The 26,390-nt window shown below is 40.3% G+C and carries 19 protein-coding genes; 7 read left to right on the top strand and 12 right to left on the bottom strand.

The features are described 5' to 3' along the window. Positions 1–103: 103 nt before the first annotated feature. From U735_RS0118965 to U735_RS0119000, 7 genes are all read right to left on the bottom strand, one after another. On the bottom strand, positions 104–448 hold the full coding sequence (locus tag U735_RS0118965; protein WP_031445320.1) for a hypothetical protein: 345 nt from the start codon (positions 446–448) through the stop codon (positions 104–106). Between the two features lie 18 nt (positions 449–466). Further along, entirely contained in the window at positions 467–1,189 is a 723-nt protein-coding gene (gene narI / locus U735_RS0118970) for a respiratory nitrate reductase subunit gamma (RefSeq protein WP_051892244.1), read from the bottom strand. A 2-nt stretch (positions 1,190–1,191) separates the two neighbouring features. Beyond that, a complete protein-coding gene (locus tag U735_RS0118975; RefSeq protein WP_031445322.1) occupies positions 1,192–1,920 on the bottom strand; it encodes a hypothetical protein in 729 nt (242 codons plus the stop codon). Between the two features lie 12 nt (positions 1,921–1,932). Beyond that, a complete protein-coding gene (gene narH, locus U735_RS0118980; protein WP_031445323.1) occupies positions 1,933–3,426 on the bottom strand; it encodes a nitrate reductase subunit beta in 1,494 nt (497 codons plus the stop codon). 19 nt (positions 3,427–3,445) lie between these two features. Further along, on the bottom strand, positions 3,446–7,075 hold the full coding sequence (locus U735_RS0118985) for a nitrate reductase subunit alpha (protein WP_031445324.1): 3,630 nt from the start codon (positions 7,073–7,075) through the stop codon (positions 3,446–3,448). Between the two features lie 53 nt (positions 7,076–7,128). After that, positions 7,129–7,980, bottom strand: coding sequence for a c-type cytochrome (locus tag U735_RS25090; RefSeq protein WP_031445325.1), 852 nt, complete (start codon positions 7,978–7,980; stop codon positions 7,129–7,131). A gap of 424 nt (positions 7,981–8,404) precedes the next feature. Beyond that, entirely contained in the window at positions 8,405–8,860 is a 456-nt protein-coding gene (locus U735_RS0119000) for an RrF2 family transcriptional regulator (RefSeq protein WP_031445327.1), read from the bottom strand. Positions 8,861–8,983: 123 nt separating this feature from the next. Between U735_RS0119000 and nadA the strand changes: the two genes are divergently transcribed. Genes nadA through U735_RS0119015 form a run of 3 tightly spaced genes read left to right on the top strand, consistent with a single transcriptional unit; the run spans position 8,984 to position 11,894 of the window. Continuing rightward, the gene (gene nadA / locus U735_RS0119005; RefSeq protein ID WP_031445328.1) at positions 8,984–9,910 is read left to right on the top strand and encodes a quinolinate synthase NadA; all 927 of its coding nucleotides are present in this window, start codon (positions 8,984–8,986) and stop codon (positions 9,908–9,910) included. Between the two features lies 1 nt (position 9,911). Then, on the top strand, positions 9,912–11,501 hold the full coding sequence (nadB, locus tag U735_RS0119010) for an L-aspartate oxidase (protein WP_031445329.1): 1,590 nt from the start codon (positions 9,912–9,914) through the stop codon (positions 11,499–11,501). Between the two features lie 21 nt (positions 11,502–11,522). Further along, positions 11,523–11,894 (top strand): putative zinc-binding protein, encoded by a 372-nt coding sequence (locus U735_RS0119015; RefSeq protein ID WP_031445330.1) that lies wholly within the window; start codon positions 11,523–11,525, stop codon positions 11,892–11,894. Between the two features lie 99 nt (positions 11,895–11,993). Here the strand turns inward: U735_RS0119015 and U735_RS0119020 are convergent, their stop codons facing one another. From U735_RS0119020 to U735_RS0119040, 5 genes are all read right to left on the bottom strand, one after another. Continuing rightward, the gene (locus U735_RS0119020) at positions 11,994–14,273 is read right to left on the bottom strand and encodes a tetratricopeptide repeat protein (RefSeq protein ID WP_051892246.1); all 2,280 of its coding nucleotides are present in this window, start codon (positions 14,271–14,273) and stop codon (positions 11,994–11,996) included. A 253-nt stretch (positions 14,274–14,526) separates the two neighbouring features. Then, complete coding sequence (locus U735_RS0119025; protein WP_031445332.1) at positions 14,527–15,504, bottom strand: DUF438 domain-containing protein; 978 nt, start codon at positions 15,502–15,504, stop codon at positions 14,527–14,529. A gap of 1,089 nt (positions 15,505–16,593) precedes the next feature. Then, on the bottom strand, positions 16,594–17,931 hold the full coding sequence (locus U735_RS0119030; protein ID WP_031445333.1) for a tyrosine-type recombinase/integrase: 1,338 nt from the start codon (positions 17,929–17,931) through the stop codon (positions 16,594–16,596). A 390-nt stretch (positions 17,932–18,321) separates the two neighbouring features. After that, complete coding sequence (locus U735_RS0119035) at positions 18,322–19,308, bottom strand: ISAon1 family transposase (RefSeq protein WP_051891802.1); 987 nt, start codon at positions 19,306–19,308, stop codon at positions 18,322–18,324. Further along, entirely contained in the window at positions 19,289–19,648 is a 360-nt protein-coding gene (locus tag U735_RS0119040; RefSeq protein ID WP_031441962.1) for an ISAon1 family transposase N-terminal region protein, read from the bottom strand. The genes U735_RS0119035 and U735_RS0119040 overlap by 20 nt, the downstream gene beginning before the upstream one ends. A 172-nt stretch (positions 19,649–19,820) precedes the next feature. Here U735_RS0119040 and U735_RS0119045 point away from each other — a divergent pair, with 172 nt between their 5' ends. The 4 genes from U735_RS0119045 to U735_RS0119060 all read left to right on the top strand — a co-directional run bounded on the left by U735_RS0119045 (position 19,821) and on the right by U735_RS0119060 (position 26,378). Next, positions 19,821–21,461: an InlB B-repeat-containing protein gene (locus U735_RS0119045; RefSeq protein WP_031445334.1), complete on the top strand. Its 1,641-nt coding sequence runs from the start codon at positions 19,821–19,823 to the stop codon at positions 21,459–21,461. A 313-nt stretch (positions 21,462–21,774) separates the two neighbouring features. Next, positions 21,775–21,918 (top strand): hypothetical protein, encoded by a 144-nt coding sequence (locus U735_RS25625; RefSeq protein ID WP_157365034.1) that lies wholly within the window; start codon positions 21,775–21,777, stop codon positions 21,916–21,918. A gap of 108 nt (positions 21,919–22,026) precedes the next feature. Beyond that, complete coding sequence (locus tag U735_RS0119055; RefSeq protein WP_034248601.1) at positions 22,027–23,613, top strand: CehA/McbA family metallohydrolase; 1,587 nt, start codon at positions 22,027–22,029, stop codon at positions 23,611–23,613. Between the two features lie 854 nt (positions 23,614–24,467). Beyond that, a complete protein-coding gene (locus U735_RS0119060; RefSeq protein ID WP_031445336.1) occupies positions 24,468–26,378 on the top strand; it encodes a PA14 domain-containing protein in 1,911 nt (636 codons plus the stop codon). Positions 26,379–26,390: the final 12 nt, after the last annotated feature.

Below are 26,390 nucleotides of genomic sequence, written 5' to 3' on the forward strand. Positions count from 1 at the left end.
TTTCGCTTTTTAATTCACAAAAAGTTACCTGCAAAAGTGGAAAAAATGGTACCAACACTTTTTCCATTCACCCATTACCCGCTCCCAATAAAGGCCACCATCGTCATTTCACTTTGTAGGTAACCACCAAATATATTCCCCACAAGACGAGAAGAATCATTATGATAGCTACAATTCCGCTGGATTTGGCCATTCTTTTAAAAATAGGAAAATCAATATCGAACAATTGCAAACCCTCTTCGCCCGCTATCTTAGCTACTTTTCGCATTACAAAAATCGTAGCTATGAATACAACAAGTATTGCCCCTCCAAGAACATAGTACATTACCTCTATGTCCAAAGGAGTGCTGGCCGTACTTTGAGCAAAAGCATCCTGGTAGCTTAACGAAAGAGTTAAACACATTAAAACGGCCAATAATTTCAGTGAGGGATTAAGTGTGGCTTTCATAACTGATTATTTAGATAATTAATTATTCCTTGATTTGTGCCCTTGGCGATGTGCTTTCGAAACCCGGATACGTTTCCTATTCCAATTCCACATTACCTGCTGATAACTTCTCCATGTATAATCAAGTGGGTAGACCAAAAAGTGCATAAATCGTGTGAAAGGAATAATACCGATAAGGCTGAAAGCAGCAATCACATGGATTTTAAGCGAAAGGGAGGTTACGCTGGAAATAGCATCAATTTGTGGGTCGAAAACAAAAATTGAACGGAGATAAGGTGTAAGGAATGCTGCAAACCATGCCGAACCCCAACGGCTTGTGTATGCCACCACCAATCCAGAAATAATTTGCACCAACAGCACTATATATACCACAAAATCCATTTTATTGGTAACCATCTGCACACGTCTATCTGTCAACCGTCTATAAATAAGAAGCATTAGGCCGAAGAAAGCTGACAGACCAAAAACAAAAGCAGTTATTTCCAATATCAGAAGCCTGACGGGCTGTCCGGTCCATAACAAAACACTGGCTGGAAACAAAAAGGCAATCAAATGCCCGAAGAACAGGATTAACAAACCCCAGTGAAACAACTGGCTTCCAAGAAAAAGTTTTTTCCCTTCGAGAAATTGCGAGGAAAGTGAGGAAACCGAGAATGCCCTGTTTTTATATCGGTAAATGGACCCGATGAGAAAGATGGCGAGACTGGTGTAAGGAAATACAACAAATAACAAATAGTCCATAGTTAGTCGAGTTTTTGCAAAGACTCAAAATCCTGCGCCTCTGAGTTTTGCGTATGGTTAAAAGTTTGCAGTGCGGTTTGTTTATTGAAAAAAGAGCGGTGATATGAAGAAGTGAGAACTGTATCGCCCTCCACAACCATTTCTTTCTCACCGAAATCTTTTCTTAAGACTTCGAGCAACGCAGTAAAACAATTTTTATAAACGTTTCCGTGATTGAGTTCTTCTTGGATAATTGCCCTGTGCTTTTTTCGAAGTATTCTCATTTTCATGTCAACTCTTGCGGAATTAAATTCTGTAATCATCTTTTTTACACAGGGAATAAAAATTCTCCATACTAGATCTTCAATAAACCGATCATCTTCGGATTTTGTCATCAAAACGAGAACATTGCAGATATTATCAGGAAGGTCCGTCCCGCAATCATTGTTTATCTTTTGTTGTTCCCCTTGCATGTTCAAAAGAAACGCGCCCCTTTTATAATCTTCGCCAAACATCACATAGCCAAGATCAAGATAGCAGATAGGCTGCACATCAAATGTTTTTGTGAAGAGCTCCTCCCTTTCATCAAGAGGGCAATTGTTCATGAATTTGGAAAATGGATGTAGTTCTTTTCCTGCTTCAGGATAAAACCCGTCAAGAAAATCCTGGACCTCTTTTAGGTGAAGAACGAAATCTTCTTCAGGATATCTAAAAAGGTTTGCGAGTAACGAATAATGTTTCCTGTCTTTCATCTGTCATTAATTTTACCAGCCTCTCTTGGGTTTTTCTTTAAATCCAAATCCGGCCGAACCTTTTACGTCAGCCGTACTTTCAAGCATTTCAATTGATTCTTCCCTGTGTGCGGGCGGAATTACAAACCGCTCATCAAATGTTGCCAAAGACGTCAGCCTAAAAATCGCATCGGCCGTATCGGCTTCCAAACTCACTTCGCCCATTGCCTTATCTACGATTTCCTGCTCCACATCGCCAACGGTAATCTGCCTTCTGTGCCAGCGGACGGCCATCAAACGTTTGAGCACCTCAACAATTTTATCAGCATTCCCGGCCGTAAAAAGATTGGCGAGATATTTTATCGGTAGACGATTGTTTTCAATTCCTCCCCAAAGAAACTGGGTGTTTGATTCTTCATAAACTCCGTCCTTAACGGTTGCCATTCCTGGCATAAGCGCTGGGACATAGAATAAATTCGGCAGTGTCCTGAATTCAGGATGGAGCGGTAGAGCAATTTTCCATTCCTTCACAAATTTATAAACAGGGGATTTCTGGGCCGCTTCAAGGGTCGAGTCGGCAATCCCGTTTTTCCTTGCTTCTTTTATGATTTCCGGGTCGAAAGGGTCCAGATAGATTCCTAATTGTGCATCTACCAATTGGTCGTCCGGTACGGAAGCAGCTTCCTGAATTCTATCGGCATCATACAGCAAAACCCCTAAGTAGCGGATCCTTCCTACGCACTGATGCATACAGGCAGGTGCTTGTCCTGATTCCAGCCGTGGGTAGCACAAAATACATTTCTCTGATTTTCCCGTGTGCCAGTTGTAATACGATTTTTTATAGGGACAAGCAGTAACACACATTCTCCATGCGCGGCAAACCTGTTGATTGATAAGCACCACCCCATCTTCCCCTCTTTTGTAAATGGCACCGGAAGGGCAGGACGCAACGCAGGCAGGATTTAAACAATGATTACAGATTCGAGGCAGGTAAAAAAACGTCATTCTTTCCAACTGGAACATCACCTCCTGCTCTGAAGGGCTGAGGTTTTTAAAGTTTACATCCTGACGTGCATAATCTGGCGAGCCTCCCAAATCATCGTCCCAATTGGGACCTGCCTTGACATCCATGTGTTCTCCCGTTACAAGGGACACAGGACGTGCCGTAGGCTGATCATCGCCTTCGGGGGCCGTGAACAAATCTTCATACTTATAGGTCCAAGGCTCGTAGTAATCGTCCAGGACAGGAAGATGGGGATTGTGAAAAATATTCTTCAGTCCCCTTAACTTTCCGGCTCCCTTGAGCGATACTGAGTTTCCATTTTTCTCCCATCCCCCTTTGTATATATCCTGGTTTTCCCATTTGGTAGGATAGCCGGTACCCGGTTTTGTTTCAACATTGTTCCACCACATATACTCCGCACCTTTCCTATCTGTCCAAACATTTTTACAGGCGATGGAACAGGTATGGCATCCGATACATTTATCGAGATGAAAAACCATTGATACTTGTGACCTGATGTCCATAGTTCTATTTATTAGTATGTTAAAATTCTACTTTGTTCATTTTTCTTACAAGCACGTGGGTATCGCGGTTTGCACCAACGGGTCCCCAATAATTAAGGTGAAATGAAAACTGTGCATAACCGCCCACCATCAAACTTGGCTTTAGGTGCACCCGTGTAAAACTATTGTGGCCACCAGCCCTTCTGCCTCCCCTTTCCTGGGACTTTGGAACGGAGTAGGTTCTTTCGGGGGAGTGATACACAATACAAACTCCGTTGGGAATCCTTGAACTTACGCAGGCGCGAGTACAATAAACCCCGTGATCGTTGTACACTTCGACCCAATCATTGTCCTTGACCCCGATTGCTACTGCATCTTCCTCACTCATCCAGCAGGGTTCCATTCCTCTTGAAAGTGTAAGCATCCTTAGGGTATCCCCGTATGTAGAATGTATATGCCATTTTCCGTGAGGAGTTAAGCAGTTGAACATTTTTGCCTTTCCGTCATTCAGTGTTTTGCGGATGTCTCCATAAACAGTGGGGAGTGGTGAAGGTTTGTAGGTTGGTAGGTTTTCCCCAAAAGCGATATACCCCTCATGATCGAGATACATGGACTGTCTTCCTGTGAGCGTTCTCCAAGGAACAAGACGGTCCACATTATAGGTATAGGCGCAATAGGCCCGTCCATTATTCATTAATCCGGACCAAAGGGCGGCCGTGTTGTATCGTCTCGGCTGCGCTAGTAGATCATTGAAATCGATACGCACATCTTTGCTTCCGGCGCCAAGATCCGCAAGAACAAGCCCTGTTTTCTTTTCCATGTTCTCATATGCACGGACATTCAAATGTCCGTTGGTGAGGGTGGAAAGCGTAAGCACAGCATTTACAGCTTCAATATCTTCTTTTAGCGAAGGATACTCAATCCCATTGATTTTCTGGACATGGCGCTTGTCCTGGTGCATTTGTTCATACACATCATCTACCATAAAAGAAACGCCGTGCGCACCAATCGGTTTTGTTTTTAAATTCGGGCCAAGGGTAATGTATTTATTGTATATCTGTGTGTAATCGCGTTCTACCATTACGATCTTGTGCATAGATTTTCCCGGAACCGGTTCGCATTCCCCTTTGCCCCAATCCTTGATCGTTGGCTGGGAGATCTCGTCTATTGAGTCGTGGGAGAGCGGTACGTTCACGGTATCTTTTACCGGATGGGGCATATATTGCTGTGCCAATTCACTGACTTTCTTGGCGATCAATTGAAATATCTGCCAATCGCTTTTGGATTCCCAGACAGGGGCGACCGCGGGCGAAAGTGGGTGGATGAACGAGTGCATATCGGTTGAATTGAGATCCGCCTTCTCATACCAAGAAGCTGTTGGCAAAACAATATCCGAATAGAGAGCGGAGGTGTCCATCCGGAAATTGATATCGACCACCAAATCCATTTTCCCCTTCGGGGCTTCCCTCCAGATAATTTCTGAAACGTGCTCCTGTGCCACTTCATCGGCTATATCGTTGTGATGGGTGCCGAGATAATGGTTGAGCATATACTCGTGCCCTTTTGCAGAAGACATCAGCGCATTGCCTCTCCAGATAAACCAGTTGCGGGGAAAAGTTATTTCATTATCGCAGTCTGCAATGGCGTAGTTCAGCTTTTTTGATTTCAACTGGTCTACAATGTAATTTTGTATCTCCTCGTCGGTCTTAGCGCCGCTTTTCTCGGCATCTGTAACTACTTCAAGATTATTTTTATCATACTGTGGATAAAAAGGCATCCATCCATTTCTCACCGCCATCACCGCCATATCGGCCGAGTGCATGCCTCCGTATTTGCTGTTATCGGGAATGGAATTGTACTGTGCCTGATTGGCATCGTATCTCCACTGATCGGAATTGATATAGTGCCAGATAGGAGCCTGCTGCATCCTATTGGCACTCTGCCAATCTTTTGCCGCCATGATCGTTCCCCAGGAATCTACGGGGGCTAATTTTTCCTGCCCTACGTAATGGTTCATTCCCCCACCGTTCACTCCGTTACAACCGGTGAACAACTGGGCCTGGATCGCGGCACGGTACATAAGGTTTCCATGGAACCAGTGATTGATGCCGGCACCGGTAATGACCATACATTTTCCTTTGGTCGTCTCAGCAGTGTCCGCCCATTCACGGGCAAACTTAATGACTGTATTTCGTCCAATGCCTGTGAAGATTTCGTTCCACGCTGGGGTATATGCTGCTTTTTCATCCTCGTAATCCTTTGGATAATCACCTGCAAGACCACGCCCCACTCCATAATGCCCCATCATAATATCATAACTGGTGGCGACCGGAACTTTTTTACCGTCAATAGTCTCAATATATTTTACCGGAACCCCTCGATTGGATTTTTTCTTTAACCCAAACTCGGTGTATTCTACTTGCAATACATCATCGCTTTTACTTAAGAGTGTAAGTTCGGGGTCGTACTCCTTGTTGTCTACACCATCCTCATAAAGTAAATTCCATTTTGCGATATTGTCTTTTTCTTTATCCCAGCGCTGTCCCATACCTCCTTTCGGCATTACCGGTTTTCCTGTCTTGGTATCGAGATTTAAAAATTTCCAGTCTCCATTTTCCACCCCTTTATAAGCAGATATCCTATTTGCCCTTAGAAATTTACCCGGCAAATAATGATCTCCTTCTTTGGTGAGTTCCACAAGAAATGGACAATCAGTATAGCGTTTCACATATTCCATAAAATAAGGCACCTGCCTATCAACATGGTATTCCTTTAAGATGACGTGGGTCACGGCCATCCAAAAAGCGCCATCAGATCCGGCATGGCAGGGAATCCATTGATCCGCATGTTTTGCCACCATACTAAAGTCGGGCGACATCACCACCGTTTTGGTCCCATTGTGTTTTGATTCGGAAAAAAAGTGAATGTCAGGTGTTCGTGTCATCCCCAGGTTGGCACCCATAGAAACACAGAATTTGGAGTTGTACCAATCGGCACTTTCACAAACATCGGTCTGTTCTCCCCATACCTCGGGGAAAGCAGGTGGCAAGTCACAATACCAATCATAGAAACTTAGACACGTACCGCCCATCAATTGAAGATATCTGAAACCCGAAGCAAAACTAATCATGGACATTGCCGGAATCGGGGAAAATCCAATAATACGGTCGGGACCATATTTTTTTACGGTATAAAGATTGGCGGCAGCAATCAGTTCAATGACTTCCTCCCAATTTGTCCTTCTAAATCCACCTTTCCCCCTGGCTCTTTGGTAACGGGCCCTGTTGGTTGAATTACTCTGAAGGTTTGCCCATGCTTTAATTGGGTCGCCTCCAGCAGCCATTTTCTCTTCCTTGAACAAGTCCATCAATGCCCCCCTCATCAAAGGATATTTTACACGAATCGGGCTGTAGAGATACCAGGAATAGGAAATTCCCCTTTGGCAACCACGTGGTTCGTACGGAGGAAGGCCTTCTTCAAGCAACGGATAATCAAGCGCTTGTGTTTCCCACACAACGATTCCATCCTTCACATGGATATTCCAGGAGCATCCGCCAGTGCAGTTTACTCCGTGTGTGCTGCGTATCACTTTGTCATACTGCCAGCGGTTGCGGTAGAACTCTTCCCACTTGCGGGTTTTCGGAGAAATAATGTCTTCGATCCAACTCATCTTTTTTATTTTTAGACTTTTATTTTACTCTTTTTTATTTGCTCATCTTGAGTTCAATACGATTTTAGCTGTCGTTCAAATATTCTTTTGTTAACCGCATATTTTTTCCTGTGAAGCCATACCAATAACACTACACCGACCCAAATTAAAAAAGCGATAAACCCATATACCAATAATGGGCTTATCGCTGTTGCTGATTCCGTTCCACTTTCTTTTTCCACTTGGTTGAGAAAAGCAGTCACTGCGAAAATTTCAGCTCTGGTCATGGATTTGTTTTTGTACGCTTCTGTCATGGCAGGAAATGGAGGGGCGTTCAGAATTGCCGTAAGGCCAGCATCTCCACCCATTCGACTGAAAACGGTCGTCAAATCCTTTGCCAGCAACCCACCTGGGATAATTCTGTCCGTTGCAAGATTATGGCAGTAAATGCAGGAAGGTCCCCCATTTTCAAATCTTTGTTCACCGGAAAACAAATCTTGTCCCATTGCGATATCCGATTCCGTTGGTTCAAAAGGAATTACTTCTTCCTCTACGGTTTCTTGAGCGGTCACTTCCGATATTGCCGGACTTTTAATTTTTATGAAGTCAAAAACCGCATTTATTTCGGCATCGGATAACCCCTGATCGGGCATAACTACTTTATTGTATTCCTCAAATATTCTTACGGCCTCGGCATCTCCACTATTTATCAACGTTTGGGATGACCTTACGAACTTTGTAAACCATTCTATGGTAACCCTATCCTGTATATTGGCCAATCCGGGACCAACCAGCCTTTTACTGGTTGTGGTATGACAAGCAGCACAAGTAGATTTAAAAATTGCTTCACCATCCTGTGCTTCGGATAATAGACTTAGAAATAAAAAGGATATCAATAAAAGCGGAGTTGAAGTATTACGTCCCATTGCTATAACTGATTAAAATCACTACTATTTTAATAACCTTTTATCAGAAAAAATATGATAAATATCAGGGTTTCAGCTATTTATAACAATTATAAATAATAAAAGACCTTTTACTATTTTATAAGGACCAGAGGTAGTTTTTAGATATGGTTCTCCCTATTGATTCCAGTTCAAAAAAATACTAAAACCCAAAAGTTTATATGGGAGGAGTTCGTAATATTGTTTTTAATTTTTCCCAATCTATTGGAAAAAACCACAATTCTTCGCCTTTGGCCACCTATTGAAGGTTTTTTAATAACATTGGCACCTTTCCCCCAAGGTATTCTGTTTTGGGCAAAAATGTCATAATTCAGCTCAAAATGCTAAAATAACAGTTATGGGAAAGACTTAAAATAGCTACTAAAACTAAATAAGTATAATCGTATTAATCCCTCAGGGCATCAAAATCTTTTAAGGAAATTACAGTTCCATTGTTTTCAACTTCCTGCACAAGCTTTGAAATCGATTTATCCTTAAAATCGTTCAATATTTTATTCTTAAATGGGGATACAATATAATGTGCCGGACAAGGATTAATGTCATTACATTGGGTAAGTCCCAAAAAACATTCGTCGAACCTGTGGCTTCCATCGATCGAACATATGATATCCCAAAGCGAGTTCTCCTTGTTCCCTTCGTCCAAAAAAAATCCTCCTCCAGGGCCTTTTGTAGAAGATACCAGTCTATCTATTACCAAATTTCTTAATAATTGGGCCAAAAATGGTTGGGGTACTTCAAGCTCTTCCGCAATTTTCTTGGCACCTATCTTATGAGTTTTATCACTTTTTAAAGCCAAGTATAATATCGCCCGAATTCCATATTTACATGCGTTGGAAAGCATACTTATTGTTGATTTGTTCTCAAAGATAATAAAAAGATAATTTTATATGCTTTTATGACATTTATCATTTTTTACGGGGGCTGGAACATCTAACTTTTCCGGTTCAAAATTACTTTTAATCTTATGGATTTAAAAGAGAGAATAAATGAGTTAAGGCAAGAAAAGAATGCCGTAATTCTGGCACATTACTACCAGCGCGATGAGATACAAGAAATCGCTGATTACGTTGGGGATAGTTTGGGGCTTTCACAAAGGGCCGCTGAAACAGATGCATCCATTATCGTGTTTGCTGGGGTACATTTTATGGCTGAGACCGCTAAAATCCTCAATCCAACAAAAAAGGTGCTACTGCCCGACCTAAATGCAGGTTGTTCGTTGGCGGATTCTTGTCCACCTGAGGCATTTTCAAAATTCATAAAGGCGCACCCCGATCACTTGGTTATTACATATATTAATTGTTCTGCAGAAATTAAAGCAATGAGCGACATTGTATGTACCTCCTCCAATGCCCTTAAAATAGTGGAGTCAGTACCTAAGGACAAACCAATTATTTTTGCCCCCGACAAAAACTTGGGACGCTATATAAGTAAAAAAACGGGACGAGACCTATTGCTGTGGGATGGTTCCTGTGTAGTTCATGAGGCTTTTTCCGTAGATAAGCTCTTGGCCCTCTATAAGACCTATCCCGAATCAAAAATAATAGCCCATCCGGAATCAGAGGAGCACATCCTAGATCTAGCTACCTATATTGGCTCCACTTCAGGTATGATAAATTATGTAAAAACCCACCCCAAGGAACAGTTTATTGTTGCCACGGAAGCCGGTATATTACACAAAATGCAACTAGAGGTCCCCACTACCGTTCTTATTCCGGCCCCTGCAGAGGAAGATAACACCTGTGCCTGCAGTGAATGTGCTTATATGAAAGTCAATACTCTTCAAAAAATTTATGATTGTCTTTTAAATGAAACGCCGCAAATTGAAGTTCAAGAAGACATAAGGTTGCGTGCACTACAACCTATTCAAAGAATGTTGGAATTATCTAAATAAAATGGTAAATGCAAATTTTCTTGTTATAGGCTCGGGCGTGGCAGGATTGACCTACGCCGTAAAAATTGCCCAGAGGTTTCCCAATAAGACGGTAATTATAGTCACTAAGGCAGATGAGCAGGAATCCAACACAAAATATGCCCAAGGTGGTGTTGCCGTAGTATTGGATTTAGAGGAAGATTCTTTTCAAAAACACATTCAAGATACTTTGGTTGCGGGAGACGGATTGTGTGATGAAGCCGTGGTTGAAATGGTTATAAAGGAAGGTCCACAACGGCTCAAGGAATTAATGCTCTGGGGTGCCAGTTTTGATATTAATGATTCCGGTAAGCTGGATTTAGGAATTGAAGGTGGACACTCTGAATACCGTGTCGTGCACCATAAGGATATTACAGGGTTCGAGATAGAGCGAGCATTGCTGCAACAAGTTCATAAATTGTCCAATGTCACTGTTTTATCCTATCATTTTGCAATGGACCTGATTACTGAACATCATCTTAATACCCCGGAATCAAAAAATATAACATGCTACGGGGCTTACGTATTAGATCAAAAGACGGGAGATATTATTACGATTAGAGCAGATAGTACGTTATTGGCATCGGGTGGTATTGGTCGGGTATACGGTCATACCACAAATCCAATAATAGCAACAGGGGACGGCATAGCAATGGCCTATAGAGCAAAAGCTGAAATTAAGGATATGGAGATTGTACAGTTTCATCCCACGGCGCTGTATAACAATAAAGATGGACGCTCATTTCTGATTTCCGAAGCGGTCAGGGGGTTAGGTGCCGTTTTACGAAATAAAAACGGACATAGATTTATGCCAGATTATGATAAAAGAGCAGAATTAGCTTCGAGGGATATCGTATCCCAAAGCATAGACAAAGAGTTGAAAAAATCAGGGGATACCCATGTCTTTTTAGACTGCACCCACCTGGATATAGATGTCTTCAAAAATCATTTTCCAAATATTTATCAAGAATGCCTGATCAACCATATTGATGTTGAAAAAGATTGGATTCCCGTTGTTCCCGCTTCACATTACCTATGTGGTGGCATTGTTGTGGATAAGAACGGAAAAACTTCGGTCACCAACCTATTTGCCTGCGGTGAGTGCTCAAGAACAGGATTGCACGGGGCCAATAGATTGGCTTCGAACTCCTTATTGGAAGCTTTGGTTTATGCCCATAATATATTTGAATATCACACTGCACATCCGGTTGATTCGAGATGCACAACCATTCCTGAATGGAATGATGACGGCACAAGCATTCCCAAAGAATATGTTCTAATACAACACAATCTTACACAGTTGCAGGCACTAATGCGGGATTATGTGGGAATTGTAAGAAGCAATAGTCGTTTAACAAAAGCAGTTCGGCATCTTGACCTGATTTACAATGAGGTCGAGGAACTTTATAAAAGCGTAAAAATTAACACTTCGCTCTGTGAATTAAGAAACATGGTGAATGTAGCTCATTTAATTATTCGCCAATCCTTGGAACGAAAGCATAACAAAGGTGGTTATTACAATGTGGACAATGTACATACCGATAAGGATAGTCGGATAAAAGATCTATTGTAAATCTTTACAAAAATTGTAACCATGGAAAAGCATAAGCAAAGTACGGTACCTTTAATATATTCCTGTTCAGGTTGTAGCAATGTGGCGCAATTGGCGAACGATATTGCCGTAAAAATAAATTTCGATGGTATCGCTGAGATGTCTTGTATAGCTGGGGTAGGCGGCAAGGTCAAATCACTTGTTAAAAAGGCCAGGTCCAGTAGGCCGATCATTGTTATTGACGGATGCCCCCTTCAATGTGCCAAAGAGTGTCTGAAGAACATTGACATCGAACCCAATGAGCATATCATTTTAACGGACTATGATCTAAAGAAAAAATATAATACCCGTTTAAAATTAGAGGATGAAACAGATATTTTTGAGCAAATCGTAAAAAAAATAAAAAAGATGTAAACCACAGATACCATTGGCAATCGACAATTACAGTGAACTGTAGTTCACCTTTCCCTAAAATGGACTTCCTCCCCCTCGTTTTTTAGCAAGCAATTGTCCTTATAGGCTATTTGCCTGTCTTAATAAATTCTGATATTCTGACTTGTTAGGGTATAATGCTATTATTCTTTTGGCAGTTTGCAATGCGTTCTCTTTTTGTTTTTCCTGTAAGTACAAAAAGGCCAGGGCATAAAGTATATCCTCATTTTCGGCGTCGACCCATAGACCGCTGGAAAGGATATTTTCTGCTTCCTTTGGTTTTCCAACCTTTTGATATAACAAGCCTAAATTATATATGGCCCTGATATTGGACGGCATTAATCTATGTGCATGTTCCATTTCGATTACAGCATCATTCATTCGTCCCAATTCGGATAGTAGCAGCGCCAAGGAGTAGTAGGAGCCGCCAAATTCTGGTTCCTGTTCAATGATTTCCCTAAAGGCCTTTTCAGCATTCTGGGTATCCCCCAACCTATAATAGAGATTTGCAAGATTACTTCTGATCATGTTGTTGTCTTTGTCGATTTTTAAGGCCTCAACGTATGCCTCCATTGCAAGGTCTAAATCACCCTTCCTTTCGTAATAGGCCGCCTTCCTTCCCTGCCCTCCTGAAAAATCACCATTTATCCGCAAATACGCCATAAACTCCTTTTCAACTTTTCCATATTCCGTCTTGTATTCATTGGGAATTTGAAATTCTCCAACCGATGCAAGTGCATAAAATGCCTTTACCCTGTTGGCCCTTTTCCCGTCCTTCAATCTTGGCAATAAATATTCTGTATAATTCATGGAATTTATTTGGCCCAAAACATCCAAGGCAGCTCCTCGTACCAAGGGTGATTGGTCACTTAGAAGGGCTATAAAAGTATTGAGGTCGTCTTGCACCTGGTAATTTACCAAAACCTTTACCGCGGATGCCCGTGCCATTTCGGGCAGGTCTTGGTCGTGTGCAAGCTCCAATAGGCCATTAGCGGCATCCGGATCCCCAATAATTCCGGGAACCAGCTTTTCCGAAAAATGAACGTAGTCCGGCACTCCATAATTTTTCTTGAACGCCTGCCATGCCCATTGCTCAGTTTTATCCGTATGACATTGGGTGCAGGCATTTGGCGTACTATATTTGATACTTAGGTCGGGCCTTGGGATTCTAAAACTATGATCTCTCCTAAAATCGTTGCCCATATAAAATTTTCCCGGCATATGGCAATTGATACATTTGGCACCTTCCCCCCCGCTTTTGTGGCGGTGGTGATCAACATGATCATATTTGGGCTGATGGCACTGAAGGCATAGTTTGTTCCCTTCAAATTTTAATTTGAGGGAGTGACTATCGTGGCAATCTTTACAGGATACGTTGTTCTGGTACATTTTACTCTGTATAAACGAACCATACACATAATCTTCATCAGAAATTTGGCCATCGGGATAATAGATCGGTGATTCTATCAATTGTGGGAAATAGTGGTCCATCATTGTCCCTTCAAAATTAAACCCTTCAGAAATCTGCTCTCTTCGCATATGGCACCTGGCACATTCATCCACCAGTTTGTGGGCGTTGGTCTTAGCCGTCATTTGCATATACCCTGAAAGGGAGTCATAGGTAGAGCCCAAGGACTTCACTTCGTTTATATGCCTTTTACCTGGGCCATGGCATGTTTCACAACTCACGTTGATTTCAGAAAATTTTGTGCTGTACGATCGGTCGTTAGGATTATAATTTTTTCGGACATTTGTCGAGTGGCAATCCGAACACATATTGTTCCAATTCATCCCCCCCCTAGACCAATGCAACCATTCCGAATGAACTATCTTAAAATTCGGGTACAGATCGAACCATTTATTTTTCTGGGTGTCCCAAGCCGTTCTCAGGCATTGATATCTTCCTTTTGGGAACTGGACAATATATTGTTGAAGCGGCCTGATTCCAAAAACATATACAATTTTGTAATCGTGGTATTCGCCATCGGGACCTTCCGTATTTACATAAAACTCCTTTTCCTTTTGGAAGAACCGGGATGTTATGCCCTGGCTCTTAAACCGTTCCCCTTCAAATTTTGCCAGAATGGTTTTCCTGTTCGCGACCTGCATGGAGTTGTCATGGTCCGAACCCTTCCATGTTTCAAATTCCTTGACATGGCACTCCTTGCAGTTTTTGTTCCCAACAAAATTATTATCATCTATAGATTCTGTCGACGTAAAGACGTCATGGACGATTCCCTCTGTAACCGGAATGTATTTTGAGCTTTGGTCCCTACAGGAATATTGAATAAAAGAAAGGATAAGAAGTAGGTATAGTAAATGCCTTCGGCAAAAAATGAATATATTTTGTAAGTTGGCCATATTTATTCAAAAAATCATCTAGCTCGGATAAAATATGCAATTTCGAAATTACCACGGTCCAATCGTCTCAATTTTTCAAAATGGATATCATCAAACCAAGAATTAAGGAATCTACCCCAATGGGATACCTTTAAAAGTGCATCAACGCAGCCGTAATTCCGATTCCACTTACCGGGATTTGGATCGATTGCAATTTTACCATCTTCTTTTTTTTATTACTCCTAAATAGTTTTGTTTTTTTAGGCAAATATTTTTAATTCCATTCCAAAAGCCGTTTTTGACCTTCCAATTTTTTGATATCAGTAATATCTTGGGACATTTCAACTACTCCCTTATAATTTTTGTCCTTGTCGCGTACAGCGAAATACCTGATGTAAATAGTTCTTTCCTTAAAATTGATCCAAAAACTGGCCTCATCCTTGGTCCCTTTCTTGAATTCTTCCAGTATCCGAAGTACGGTCTGAACACTTTTTGGCGGATGGCAAAACCGAACCTCACGGCCAATAATTCCTTTACTTCGCGGAAAGACCCTTTCTTCCCCTCGGTTATAGAAAATTACCTTGTCGTTCTCATCAACATAAGTAAGGTCTACAGGTAATACCCGCAATAACAAATTTACTTGATCAGGGGTCAAGTATCCCTCATCGTAGTGGAAGGTGTCTTTTAATGAAAAAGTCAACTTTTGTTCACTAAAATCCTGACTTGGATGTACATATCCTTCATTTTCAAGAGGCGGGAAGGGCTTTGGGCGCTGGTGCAACATCCATCCGATTTCTTCATCACCTAGGTAGAATTCCTTCCATTCCTCTTCGGTCAATAATTCCATGGCCTTTGGAAACAACCGTACATCCTCAATCGTCAAAAGGCGTTTGATACCTTCAATTAAATAGGGGGTATTTTCCTTGATCAAAGAGGTATTTCGCTCTTTGTTATATTGATTTATCAAACGAATTTGGTGCCGTAAATTATCATGGAACGACCACATTCCCTGGCTAGGTCCCGTCCATCCGTGTTTTTCCAAATACGGAAATAATTGGTTTTCTTTCCGGGCAAAGCGCTTTTCAATAGTCGCCAATTCATTGAATATGTTAAAATACTTTTGAAAATCCTCAGTTGGATCTGCCTGGTACAATGCCATTAATAATTCCTGGATCAAAGAACTTTCCTCGTAATAGACTTTTAAGGGATGACCTTCCTGTAGTTCCTTTATCACTGGCATAAATGAATTCATAAACTAAATCTTAACCTGTTAGTATTGCCGTTGAGCTTGGTGTTTAATGTTTGTAGTATCTGTTATTACCATGTTCCTTTTGTTCAAGTTTATATTTCGGATTTTAAATACGGAGCCGACCTAAAAGTTTTATATAAGAATATTGACGAATTGTATTCTTCCTCTAATACACTATTATGACTTCGTCGATATTTTATACCAGATATATTTCCCTATACATTCTTGTTCAGACAATACCTTCAATTACCAAAATGAGAAAAATAAAAGACTTTCCTCTTAATTAATTCTTTCGATTCTCTTAAATATTATCTACACAAAGATTCAAAAGAAAAAAAAATTATAATATGATAGTTATCAGGAAATTCAGAAAATATTGGATTTAATTTTGCGCGTTTCTCTGAGTGCCTGGATCTACTTTTTCGATTACGCAGAATACTAAACTGAGTGACCCAGTTGCTGCATGTGATGTATTCAAGGGATTCAATTATCTGGATATTTGGTATTTCAAAATGATTTTTAACATTTACTTCATGTTAACGAAACCAGTAGAATGTCTTTGGATTTGAAAGAAGCCAAAATATAATAGTTACTTCATTACGAACAATCATGTCAACATCAAAGAAGCTTAAAACTAGGGGAACATGTTGCCAAAAATAATTGAATCAAGTATTTCAAAAGGGTTTATCTATCAAGAAAAAAAGTCGACAAATCGGACCATTTAAGCCCATAAAAATCCAAAATATGAGTGCAAATTGAGTGCAAATAAAAAAGCTTCAGAGATTTTAAATTCCTAAAGCTCCATTTTTACTAGTGATGGCAGAAGGATTCGAACCTTCGACCGCCTGCTTAGAAGGTAAATCACAAATTATCTTAAATAATATTGTTACCTTAAAAATAAGATAACGACAAAATTATATCTTATAAAACGTCCATTTGTTTAACCAAAACAAAAAAAGCGACTCCTAAAAATAAGATTTCTTGAGTTGTACAGTCCCTACGACCGAGCCACAGAAAAAAATCCTAGGTTCAATTTTTCATACCTCATAGTGCTAGATCCAAAGTATATTTAGAAGATTACAAATTACTTTTCTAAAAATTTACAACAGCATCCAATGCATCATCAGCTTCCTTGTGAATGAAGTTCGCTTGGTACCCTATCGTAGTTTTAAGATCACTGTGACGGTATAGCTTTTGAAGCATATGCGGACTAATAGAATCTCCGGCAATATTCCCGAAACTGTGACGGGCAATATGATTCGATAGGTTCTTTTCGATACCGCACTGCTTTGCTATACGCTTTAAATATTTATCGAACAACCTACTTGCGTTTCTGATTTTGACAAATTTATCATATTCATTTTTTGGGTTTACATTGTGCAAAAACGGAAAGATATAATCCGAAGATTTGCGCTTCCTTTTATATAGTTCAATAATTATCTTCGCTTTTTCAGGTATTTTAAGGCTAACCGGTTTTTCATTTTTATTCATAGTATAGAACAGACGCCCATCTTTAAAGTCGGACCATCTCATCTCTAACACGTCAGATATTCTGATTCCGGCAAAGTAAAAAGAAAATAACCATACGTTCCGGGTATGCCAGATACTTGTTTGATCCTCCAATTTCAAATCTTCTATCATTAAGACTTCTTCTTTTGTCAATCCTATTTTATGGCCGGAGGTAATTTTAATTTTTTCCTTCTCTCCTGCAAATGGATAATACTTTCTATCAACTTCACCATCAGTAATGACTTGATTAAAAAGGGTGCGAATAAAAATCAATTGGTTTGTAATTGTGCGTGTTTTTTGACCCAAATATGCAGCACAAAAAGATTTATATTTATTCAAAAAAGCCGTGTCGATTTCCTCAAAAGAAAGTGTTTTCTTCTTGGCATAAGCTTTAATGCTGTTAACCATGGAATTTTCCGGTTTACGTCTGAGAACCATTCTTTTTTTACGACGTTCCTTTATCTGTTCGATTACAGATTCCATAGGCTCACTAGAATTTAAATTTAAAAACTCTTCTATGTTGCAAAGAATGGACAGTTCTGATTTCGCAACGGAAAACGTTCCAGCTTTATACTTACGTTCGATTCGCTCTGCTGCAACTTCAAAAAATGAAACTCTATTTCCCTTGCGCTTTACTTTATTCGATATTTGTTTTGTTGATAGATTATCGTCGCTCGTTTCCGCATCAAGAAGACTGGCATGAGCTTCACTCAACTTTTTTTGCAGTAAATTATTTAATCTTGTCGAATTCGGATGCGACTTTTTTATATATCGATCTGTAGGATTCCAATCCTTTTCAAGAACGTAATTCCCTGTAAAGATATAACTAGGTTTACGATTTTTTATCAAGCGAACGGCAATAGGGGCTGAACCATCTTTCTTCTTTTTATGCTTGACAAGTACTATCTTTACTGACGCCATAAGCTTTACTGTTTAGTTAAAGATATATAAAACTTGTCAAAAAAGGGTAAAACATAGGTAAAACATTTACTGCTTTTTAGTGATTTTTTATGGTTTAACATAAAATACAAACCCCAATAAACACTAGCTTTTACTACATATCAGACCATATCCAACCATTACCCCCAAGGCTCATAACCCGAAGGTCACTGGTTCGAGTCCAGTTCCCGCTACTAAAAAAACCAGCTATTTCTAGCTGGTTTTTTTGTTCTAATCAAAAGTGAGGTTTGCTTTGACTTAATCAAACAATTTTGGAATTTTAACATTTTTTATCTACCTTAAGAATCATCTCCCGTGTAATCCAGACATTTCGAACTGGTCAATTTCATGGATCATGACCAATTGTTGTGTTTATGCAAAAATTGTGGTCAATCTATAAAGGAAGAATTCTACATTTTTCACACCTCTAAACTGAGCTCTAAAAGCTTTTATTTTAGCATTAAATGATTCAGCGGATGCGTTTGTACTTCTATTTATAAAATAGTTTAGGATCGATCTATAATTGAGGGATATAGTGTTGGCAATTGTATTGAAGGCCCTGAAGCCCGTGTTTTCTACGTCCTTGTACCAATGTGCCAGCTTTGTATATGCTATTTGTATAGAAGTTGCCGTATTGAATATGTTCCTTAGCCCCTGTACCAGGTCGAAGGCGACCTTTATATCGGGATATTGATCGAACAATATTTTGCTTCTTTCGGATTGGTTTTGCGTCCAATTGTTTGGCGATTTATAAAGGAGGTATCTACTTCTGGCCAATAGCTGTTTCCTTGTGTCCCCATTGCTGAACTCTTTTGGGGCGAATGTTCCGTTCTTTGCCCTTGCCTGTTTTATCTGTTCGTTCTCCTGGTCTATGGCGTCCCACCTGTGCTTGATCCTGATATCCTGAAGGGCTTCCAGTGCAAGTTTCTGTACGTGGAACCTGTCCGTCACCTGTATCGCTTTTGGGAAGCATTGTTTGGCGATGGTCTTCATGGAGTTGGCCATATCCAGGGTAATTTCCTTGACCTCGGATCTTTTCTTGGCCGATATCTTTAGCAGTTGCTCTATGATCGGCCCCACCTTGGTGCCGGAGAATATGGCCACTATAGCTCCTTTCTTGCCCTTGGCCTTTTTATTGGTGATAATGGTATAGAGTTCCCCCTTGGAGAGGGCCGTTTCGTCAATGGACAGATAAGGTCCTATATTCTCAGGAAATATGAGCCACTCCTTGGCATGTGGTCTCTCCTTCCATTGTTTGAACTCGCTTAAGTAATCACGAAACTGTCGCTGTAGTCTTTTGCCGTTGACCCCATAAAACCCGCCAATGGTATGACAGTCATTAGCTTTGGTACTGACCAAGTACTTTTAAAAAAGCAGCGAACTCTACGGTCATACGAGTCCCCTGTGCCACTAGATCCCAATCTCTTTGCACGGCCTGGCCCGTGGCCCTGTCCAGCCAACGGCGCCGCTTAATATGGAGATACACCGACTTTCCCCGTAATGGAAAGTCCTGGACGACGATCTCTTTGTGAAAACCATGGGCTATTAAAGTGCGATGCCTTTCCTCTTTAGGGGTATCCTTTTTTTCTTCAAAATAAAAATGAAGCGTACCACCTTCTGTTTTATGGGCGACCAGGTCGAAGTGGGTTATTAATAGTTCGGGCAGTATAAGCTTTAATAGGTCTATAGATAATTCCAATGTTGATCGTTTTTTTGCAAAGATCTTATTCTATTTTCATTTCACACACAACTTTTGATCTTGATCCAATTTCATTTCAATCCCCCTAACATATTTTGATTGACAATCAGGTAGATGAAGAATCAAAAAAATTGTCCATTGCATTCTTCATATGCCATAATATTCCTTAGGCATGAAAATATTAAGACCTTATTTAATTTTTGCTCTATCATTTTTTATTGCAGCTTGTTCCAAAGAAAGCACGGTTGCTGAAGAGTCCCAAATTCAAAATTTCACGTTAACCGTGGCAGCCAATGAGGGTGGCTCTGTTTCCACCACTGGAGGAACCTATAAGAAAGGGACAGAAGTTACCATAACCGCAACGCCCAACTCAGAATTTTTATTTGATAAATGGTCCAATGGCTCAACGGATAATCCTTTAAAAATCATCATCACCACGGCAATGGATTTGACCGCAACTTTTGAAAAGAAAAATTACACATTGACAATAAATATTGTTGGTGAGGGCACAATAAACGAGGAGGTTGTGAACACTAATAAAGTTGCAACAGATTATGAATCGGGAAGTACCGTTAAACTAACACCTGAACCTTCCGAGGAGTGGATATTCGTAGGTTGGACAGGGGCAGTCGAATCTACCGAAAGTCCTATAGAGATTTTGGTTGATAAAGCCAAACAAATTACGGCCACCTTTGTGCCAGTTCAATATAACCTAATGGTTACTTCAGGGCAAGGAGGGACGGTAGATAATGTTAGTGGTCAATATGATGCTGGTTCACAAATTACAATAACGGCAACAACTGAGAGTGACTTCATTTTTTCACATTGGTCCGATGACTTAGAAGAAAACCCCCGGACAATCACAATTACTTCCGATTTGGAGATTTCAGCCATGTTTCAAGACAAGTCTCAAATAGAAGATGGGTTTTATTTACATATTGGAACTATCATTGAAGGCGAATTTTATGGCTACGATTCAACCTTCGTTTTTGAATATTTAAATAATGAAGCAATTTCATGCGGAACGGCCTATACCGATTTAGCATCCTTTCCCATCTTTAAGGATATTGGTTATGTGCCAGGCCAACCTGATGAAGCACTTTCAGACGTTTTGATCTCTAGAAATAGAATTAATAGGGAATATTTAAATGCTGGCATATTAAATTCTTGGGTTTTAGAAAAAATTGATGAAAGCGAAATTCCAAATAAAAGAACGCATGAAGAAATAATGGCATTGGTCCAAGGCAAAGGCTTTTGGAGTGATCCCGTTTACTCACAGATAGACCCCTTGGTTCCCGAGTCCTATGTACGTGCTTTTTTAGCTGATGCCGAACGGCATGGGCTTGATCTCTCCTTTGTAGATGTAAATCAAATATTAATAGAATTTAGAGAAGAGGGTACAGCAGGAGCTTCACATCTTTCTTGTGTTGATGATGAACGAGTACACCTAAGTTATACAACAGCATTTTGGAAAAGCACCTCCTATTTTGATATTCAGAATGAAAGGTTGACCGTAATGTACCATGAACTCGGGCACGATATTTTAAACTCTGGCCATCCGTCCACAGGTGACATGAAACAATTCATGAATCAGGCATTAGGGGATGTCGGCCCTATAGTATGGGACGACTCAAAACCTATGTTTTCTTTCAGACGCATGGTAGATGATATGTTCTCGGGAGTGGGATTGGATTACCCATGTACCAATGGAGCTATTGATTACTCATCAAATTCCACTAAAAGTTCCAAATCCACGAGGTACTCGGGAGAATGCTTTCCCTTTAAAAAGCAAGACTTACCAATTTTTAAATAGACAAGTAATTACAAAGAAAATGAATTTACTGGCTTATAAGGATGTATTATTTGTAAGCCAATTAGATTAAGTAAAATCAACCGATATTAATGCATCCAAATTCCAGAAGAAATTCCTGTTCCAAAAGAGAAACCAATGCTTTCGGATCAGGATACGATTGAATATTTATTGGCGAATGTCTTCAACATAAAATAGTAGTAAGGCAAGAAACTTTTTTAAGGTTAAGTTGTGGTGCACCCAATGGTGATAATGGAATCTTGAAAAGACAGACCAACATCAAGGCCGGCAGCAACAGCTACAAGGAGATGCTAAAATGGATAGTGCACCTAAGGACCTTATAAGAAATCTTGTCCTATTGCTCGAGGTAGGATTTGTTTCCTATGGTAACAATACCGAACTGAAAATGGTCTTTATGGGCCTCAACACCAGTAATGTTGTGAATAAAAAGGACCAATAGCCCCGTAAGCGGCATAAATTATTAGCTGCTTATAAATCTGGGGCTATAGGAATTCAAGATGAGTTTTAATTGTTAACTTTATAAAGGCCAATAGTTAAACCACCGAAAATGAACCCACTGAAATTAGTCCTTGTTTTTTTATGTTTTACTTTTTCGTTCAATTGTCTTTGCCAAAATAGTACAGCTTCCATTAAGGTTACGGTTACGGATCAAAATACAGGAAAGCCAACGGCGGTACGAGCTAAAATCACCAATTCTGATGGATATGTGGCAGGCATACCAAAGGAGGCTATTTCTATTATGTACGGAAGGGACGACAAAGCGGAACGTTACGGTTTTCAACCAGATAGCACCTATTATATTGATGGCCATTTTAATCTTGATCTACGTCCTGGAAAGTATAAAATTAGCCTATCAAAAGGATTTGAATATCTAGATCAGGCGCACACTATAGAAGTAAAGGAAGGTGGAGGTAATGCTTTTAGCTTTGAAATGAAAAGGTGGGTTAAAATGTCAGATTTAGGTTGGTATTCCGCCGATGACCACATTCATATTCGCCGGTCTCCAAGGGAAAACCCACTAATCTTGAAATGGGTCGAAGCCGAAGGACTAAATGTGGGGATCTTACTTCAAATGGGAGATTTCTGGGCAACTTATTTTTCCCAATATGCATTTGGGGAAGATGGAACATATGGACAGAATGAAAGCTTACTATCTACGGGCCAGGAGGACCCAAGAACCCACCAAATTGGTCATACTATCGCTTTGGTAGCAGATGATTTTGTTAGGCAACAAAAAGACTATTACGAATACGATAAAATATTTGATAAGGTTCATGAATTGAACGGGATAACTGGCTATGCCCATCAAGGTATGTCCTTTAATGGCTCAAGGGGTATGACCTTAGATGTGCTAAGCGGCAAAGTGGACTTTCTTGAACTGCTCCAATTTTGTGTCAATGGGGGCCCTCTGCTTACCCAAAATTACTACCACTTCCTGGATTTGGGCTATAAACTTACGGCCACGGCAGGATCTGATTTTCCGTGGTGTGGTCTTGGCCCTTTATTTGGCACCGAGGATCCTAGTTGGAATGCCCGAATTGGCAATGTCAGGTTTTATACTTGGATAGATGGAAAATTTGAGTATGCATCTTGGAAGAAAAATCTAAAGGAAGGACACACCTTTGTTTCGTCCGGCCCAATGCTTGTTTTTAGTATCGATGATCATCTCCCAGGTGATGAAATTAAATTATCGGCACCCAAAAAAGTCTCCATTAAGGCAAAAGCTTTAGGAAATAAAGACCAAATTCCACTTTCAAAGCTAGAGATTATAGCCCATGGAAAAGTGTTGAAAGAAATAACGCCTAATGGGGATGTTCAATCTTTGGAAAACATGGAATTGAACTTTGAACTAGAAGTAGAAAAAGGAACTTGGATAGCAGCCCGCTGTTTTGCAGGCCCAAATCAAGTTGCCCATACTACACCTATTTATATTACTGTAAATGACGGGGGTTTTCACAACCCAGAAACATTCAATGATTATTTGTCATTAAATGAAAAGTATCTGGATGAACTGGAAACGGAATTGGAGCAACCCAACGATCGGGTAGATATGCGCGCCTGGTGGTATCGAGACCCGTTACAAAAAAGAATTGCCGAAACACGAAAAATCATTGAAACATTGAGGAAGAAATAAAAATCCGAATTAAATAATGATCTTCAGGAGTTCCTATTCGACACGCCCAGAAATGTTTTTTCAACGTAAACGTCATTTTTTTTGTTTGCTTACACCTGCGCTAACTCATTAGCTCAAAGCATATCGGTTTAGTGCCTAATAAAAAATAAAGCAAAGTTGTACCGACTTTTGCATTTAGATGCCAAGATCAAGGCGGAACCAAATACACCATAATTAACCATACATACACCCTAGGCTGAAATAACATTCACGTCAGATAATAAATAAAAAGCCACTTACCCTAAGAGGATTATGCTGTGGTGCAGCTGTGTTGAATTTCACGGAATTCCATGGTTAAACTAGGGGTTTACAACACAACATTAAATATTAAATGCTGATTAACAGCGATTTATATTTCCATTAAATCGTTTAAGTACTGGGTGAGGGGGTGGTGCAGCCGTGGAATTTTTTGCAACTTTGGTATTTTTTACATTATACTTTTAGGGGCCATATACTCATTGGTCCAGCATATAAGTTTACACTTCAACCTAACACAAAGCATTTTTAACCTCCAAAATAAAACTAAACAACTGACCAACAATTTATTATAAACATAAATTGAATATAAAAACCACACTCATTTCTATTACATTTTCTCATAAGGCCAATGGGTATCCACTCCTTGATTGCGAATGAGGCTTTGGAATTTCCGAACCTCTGCGCATCTTGATAAACCACTTATAATTAGTGAAGCCTACTAACAGAGTCCTTAAATAATTTTACAATTTTTTAACCCTATGTAAAAAAAATATAACTTAGGCCTAAAATGCTTTTGCTTCCTAAAAAATATTTTAGCTACTATAAACTGCGTCTCTATGAAAACCTTCTTAAAACACCTCTTAGCCCTTTTTATTGTAGTCAATTTGGGTAGTGCGCTCTACGCGCAAAACGAAAACCCAAGCTTCTCCCATACTATAAAGGAAGAATTGAAGCCATGGACGAACAAGCCATTTTACAATAATCCCAATAATTTTCAATTTGCCATTGTAAGTGATAGAACAGGGGGGCATCGTAAAGGAGTATTTGGAAAGGGAGTTGAAAAAATAAACCTGTTGTATCCGGAATTCGTTATGAGTGTGGGCGACTTAATTGAAGGATATTCCAAGGACAATACCTTGCTAGATGCGCAATGGAAGGAATTTGACAGTATCCTAAATCCGCTCTCCACCCGCTTTTTCTATGTGGCAGGGAACCATGATTATTCCAACGAGGTAATGGCAAAACAGTGGAAGGAACGCTATGGCAAGGACTACTATCACTTTATCTACAAAGATGTGCTTTTCCTTATCCTAAATAGTAACGATGGTGACGGGGTTATGATGAGCAAGGACCAAATTGCATTTTTAAAGGAAGCCATCGCCCAGAACACCGGAGTAAGGTGGACCATGGTTTTTACGCACCACCCTATGTGGGCCTACGGGGACGCCAGTGGGTTCGATGAAGTGGAGGCAGCCTTGAGCAATCGGAAATATACGGTATTCGCCGGTCATACCCACCGATATTTATTCGACGTAAGAAACGATCAAAATCATTATGTCCTGGCTACCACCGGCGGTGGAAGTAGGCTTAGGGGCCCCAAATTTGGAGAGTTTGATCACATAGGATGGGTCACCATGACGGACAAGGGACCCAAACTCGTCAACCTTGCCCTTTCCGGAATTCATGATCATAACGTGAGTACTATGCAAACAAAAGAGCAGGCCGTTTCACTCATTAATGCAACAGATTTTAAAACCTTGGTCATGGCCAAGGAAAGAGAAAGAAAAGCCATTCTACTGCTGAACAATACCTCCGACAAACCCATCCATTTTAAGGGACAATTGTACCATCATCATCAGGTACAGCCCGACTCTTCTCGTTTTCAGCTTAGTCTGCCGCCCATGACTTCCTCTGAAATAGTGATAAAAACTACCCCCTTGGACGTTTCCAAAGCATCCATTTGGGATCCTATGGAACTTGAATGGGAAATGGGTTACGACAATGAATTTATGGAACCGGAATTCAGTTTGAGCGGTACCGAAATAATTGAACTTATGCCCTCCCAAGCCGGTATATCCATGACAGAACAAGACATTTTTATACAGGAGCTACAAGTAGCTTTATCACATCCCTATAATAAAGTTTCCGCAAAATTTACCTTGGATGGTACAGAGATCAATGCCAATACTCCCGAATTTCCGGGGAATCTGACCTTGGATAAAACCTCAATTATTAATGTAAAACTTACGGATGCCGAAGGTTTTGAAAGTGCGGGCTTCCAAAAAACTTATAAAAAGGTAAAGCCGACAGCGGCAACAAGAAAACCAAGGAATACCAAAAAGGGACTCCAGTATACCTATTACGAAGGCAATTTTGATTCTATACCTGATTTTAGTAGCTTGAAACCATTAAAAAGCGGCTCTGTCACCGTATTGGACCCAGAAGAAATCGGAGAAAGATTGGACCACTTTGCCATTCAATATAAAGGCTTTATCAGCGTACCGGAAACGGGAATCTACACCTTTTATTTAAAGTCCGACGATGGGTCCAAACTTTATTTGGATGGTGAACTTTTAATAGATAATGATGGCTCGCACGATACGGCAACAAAAACAGGTATGAAAGCGCTCAAAAAGGGCATGCATCCCGTTCAAATCGATTATTTTGAAGACTTTTTAGGGGAGCATTTGCAATTGGACTTCTCTGGCCCTAATGTGGAAAAGTCGCCCGCAGTGTTTAGGCATTAAGGCCTACTTGTG

The sequence above is a fragment of the Arenibacter algicola genome, from assembly GCF_000733925.1.
Taxonomy (GTDB): domain Bacteria; phylum Bacteroidota; class Bacteroidia; order Flavobacteriales; family Flavobacteriaceae; genus Arenibacter; species Arenibacter algicola.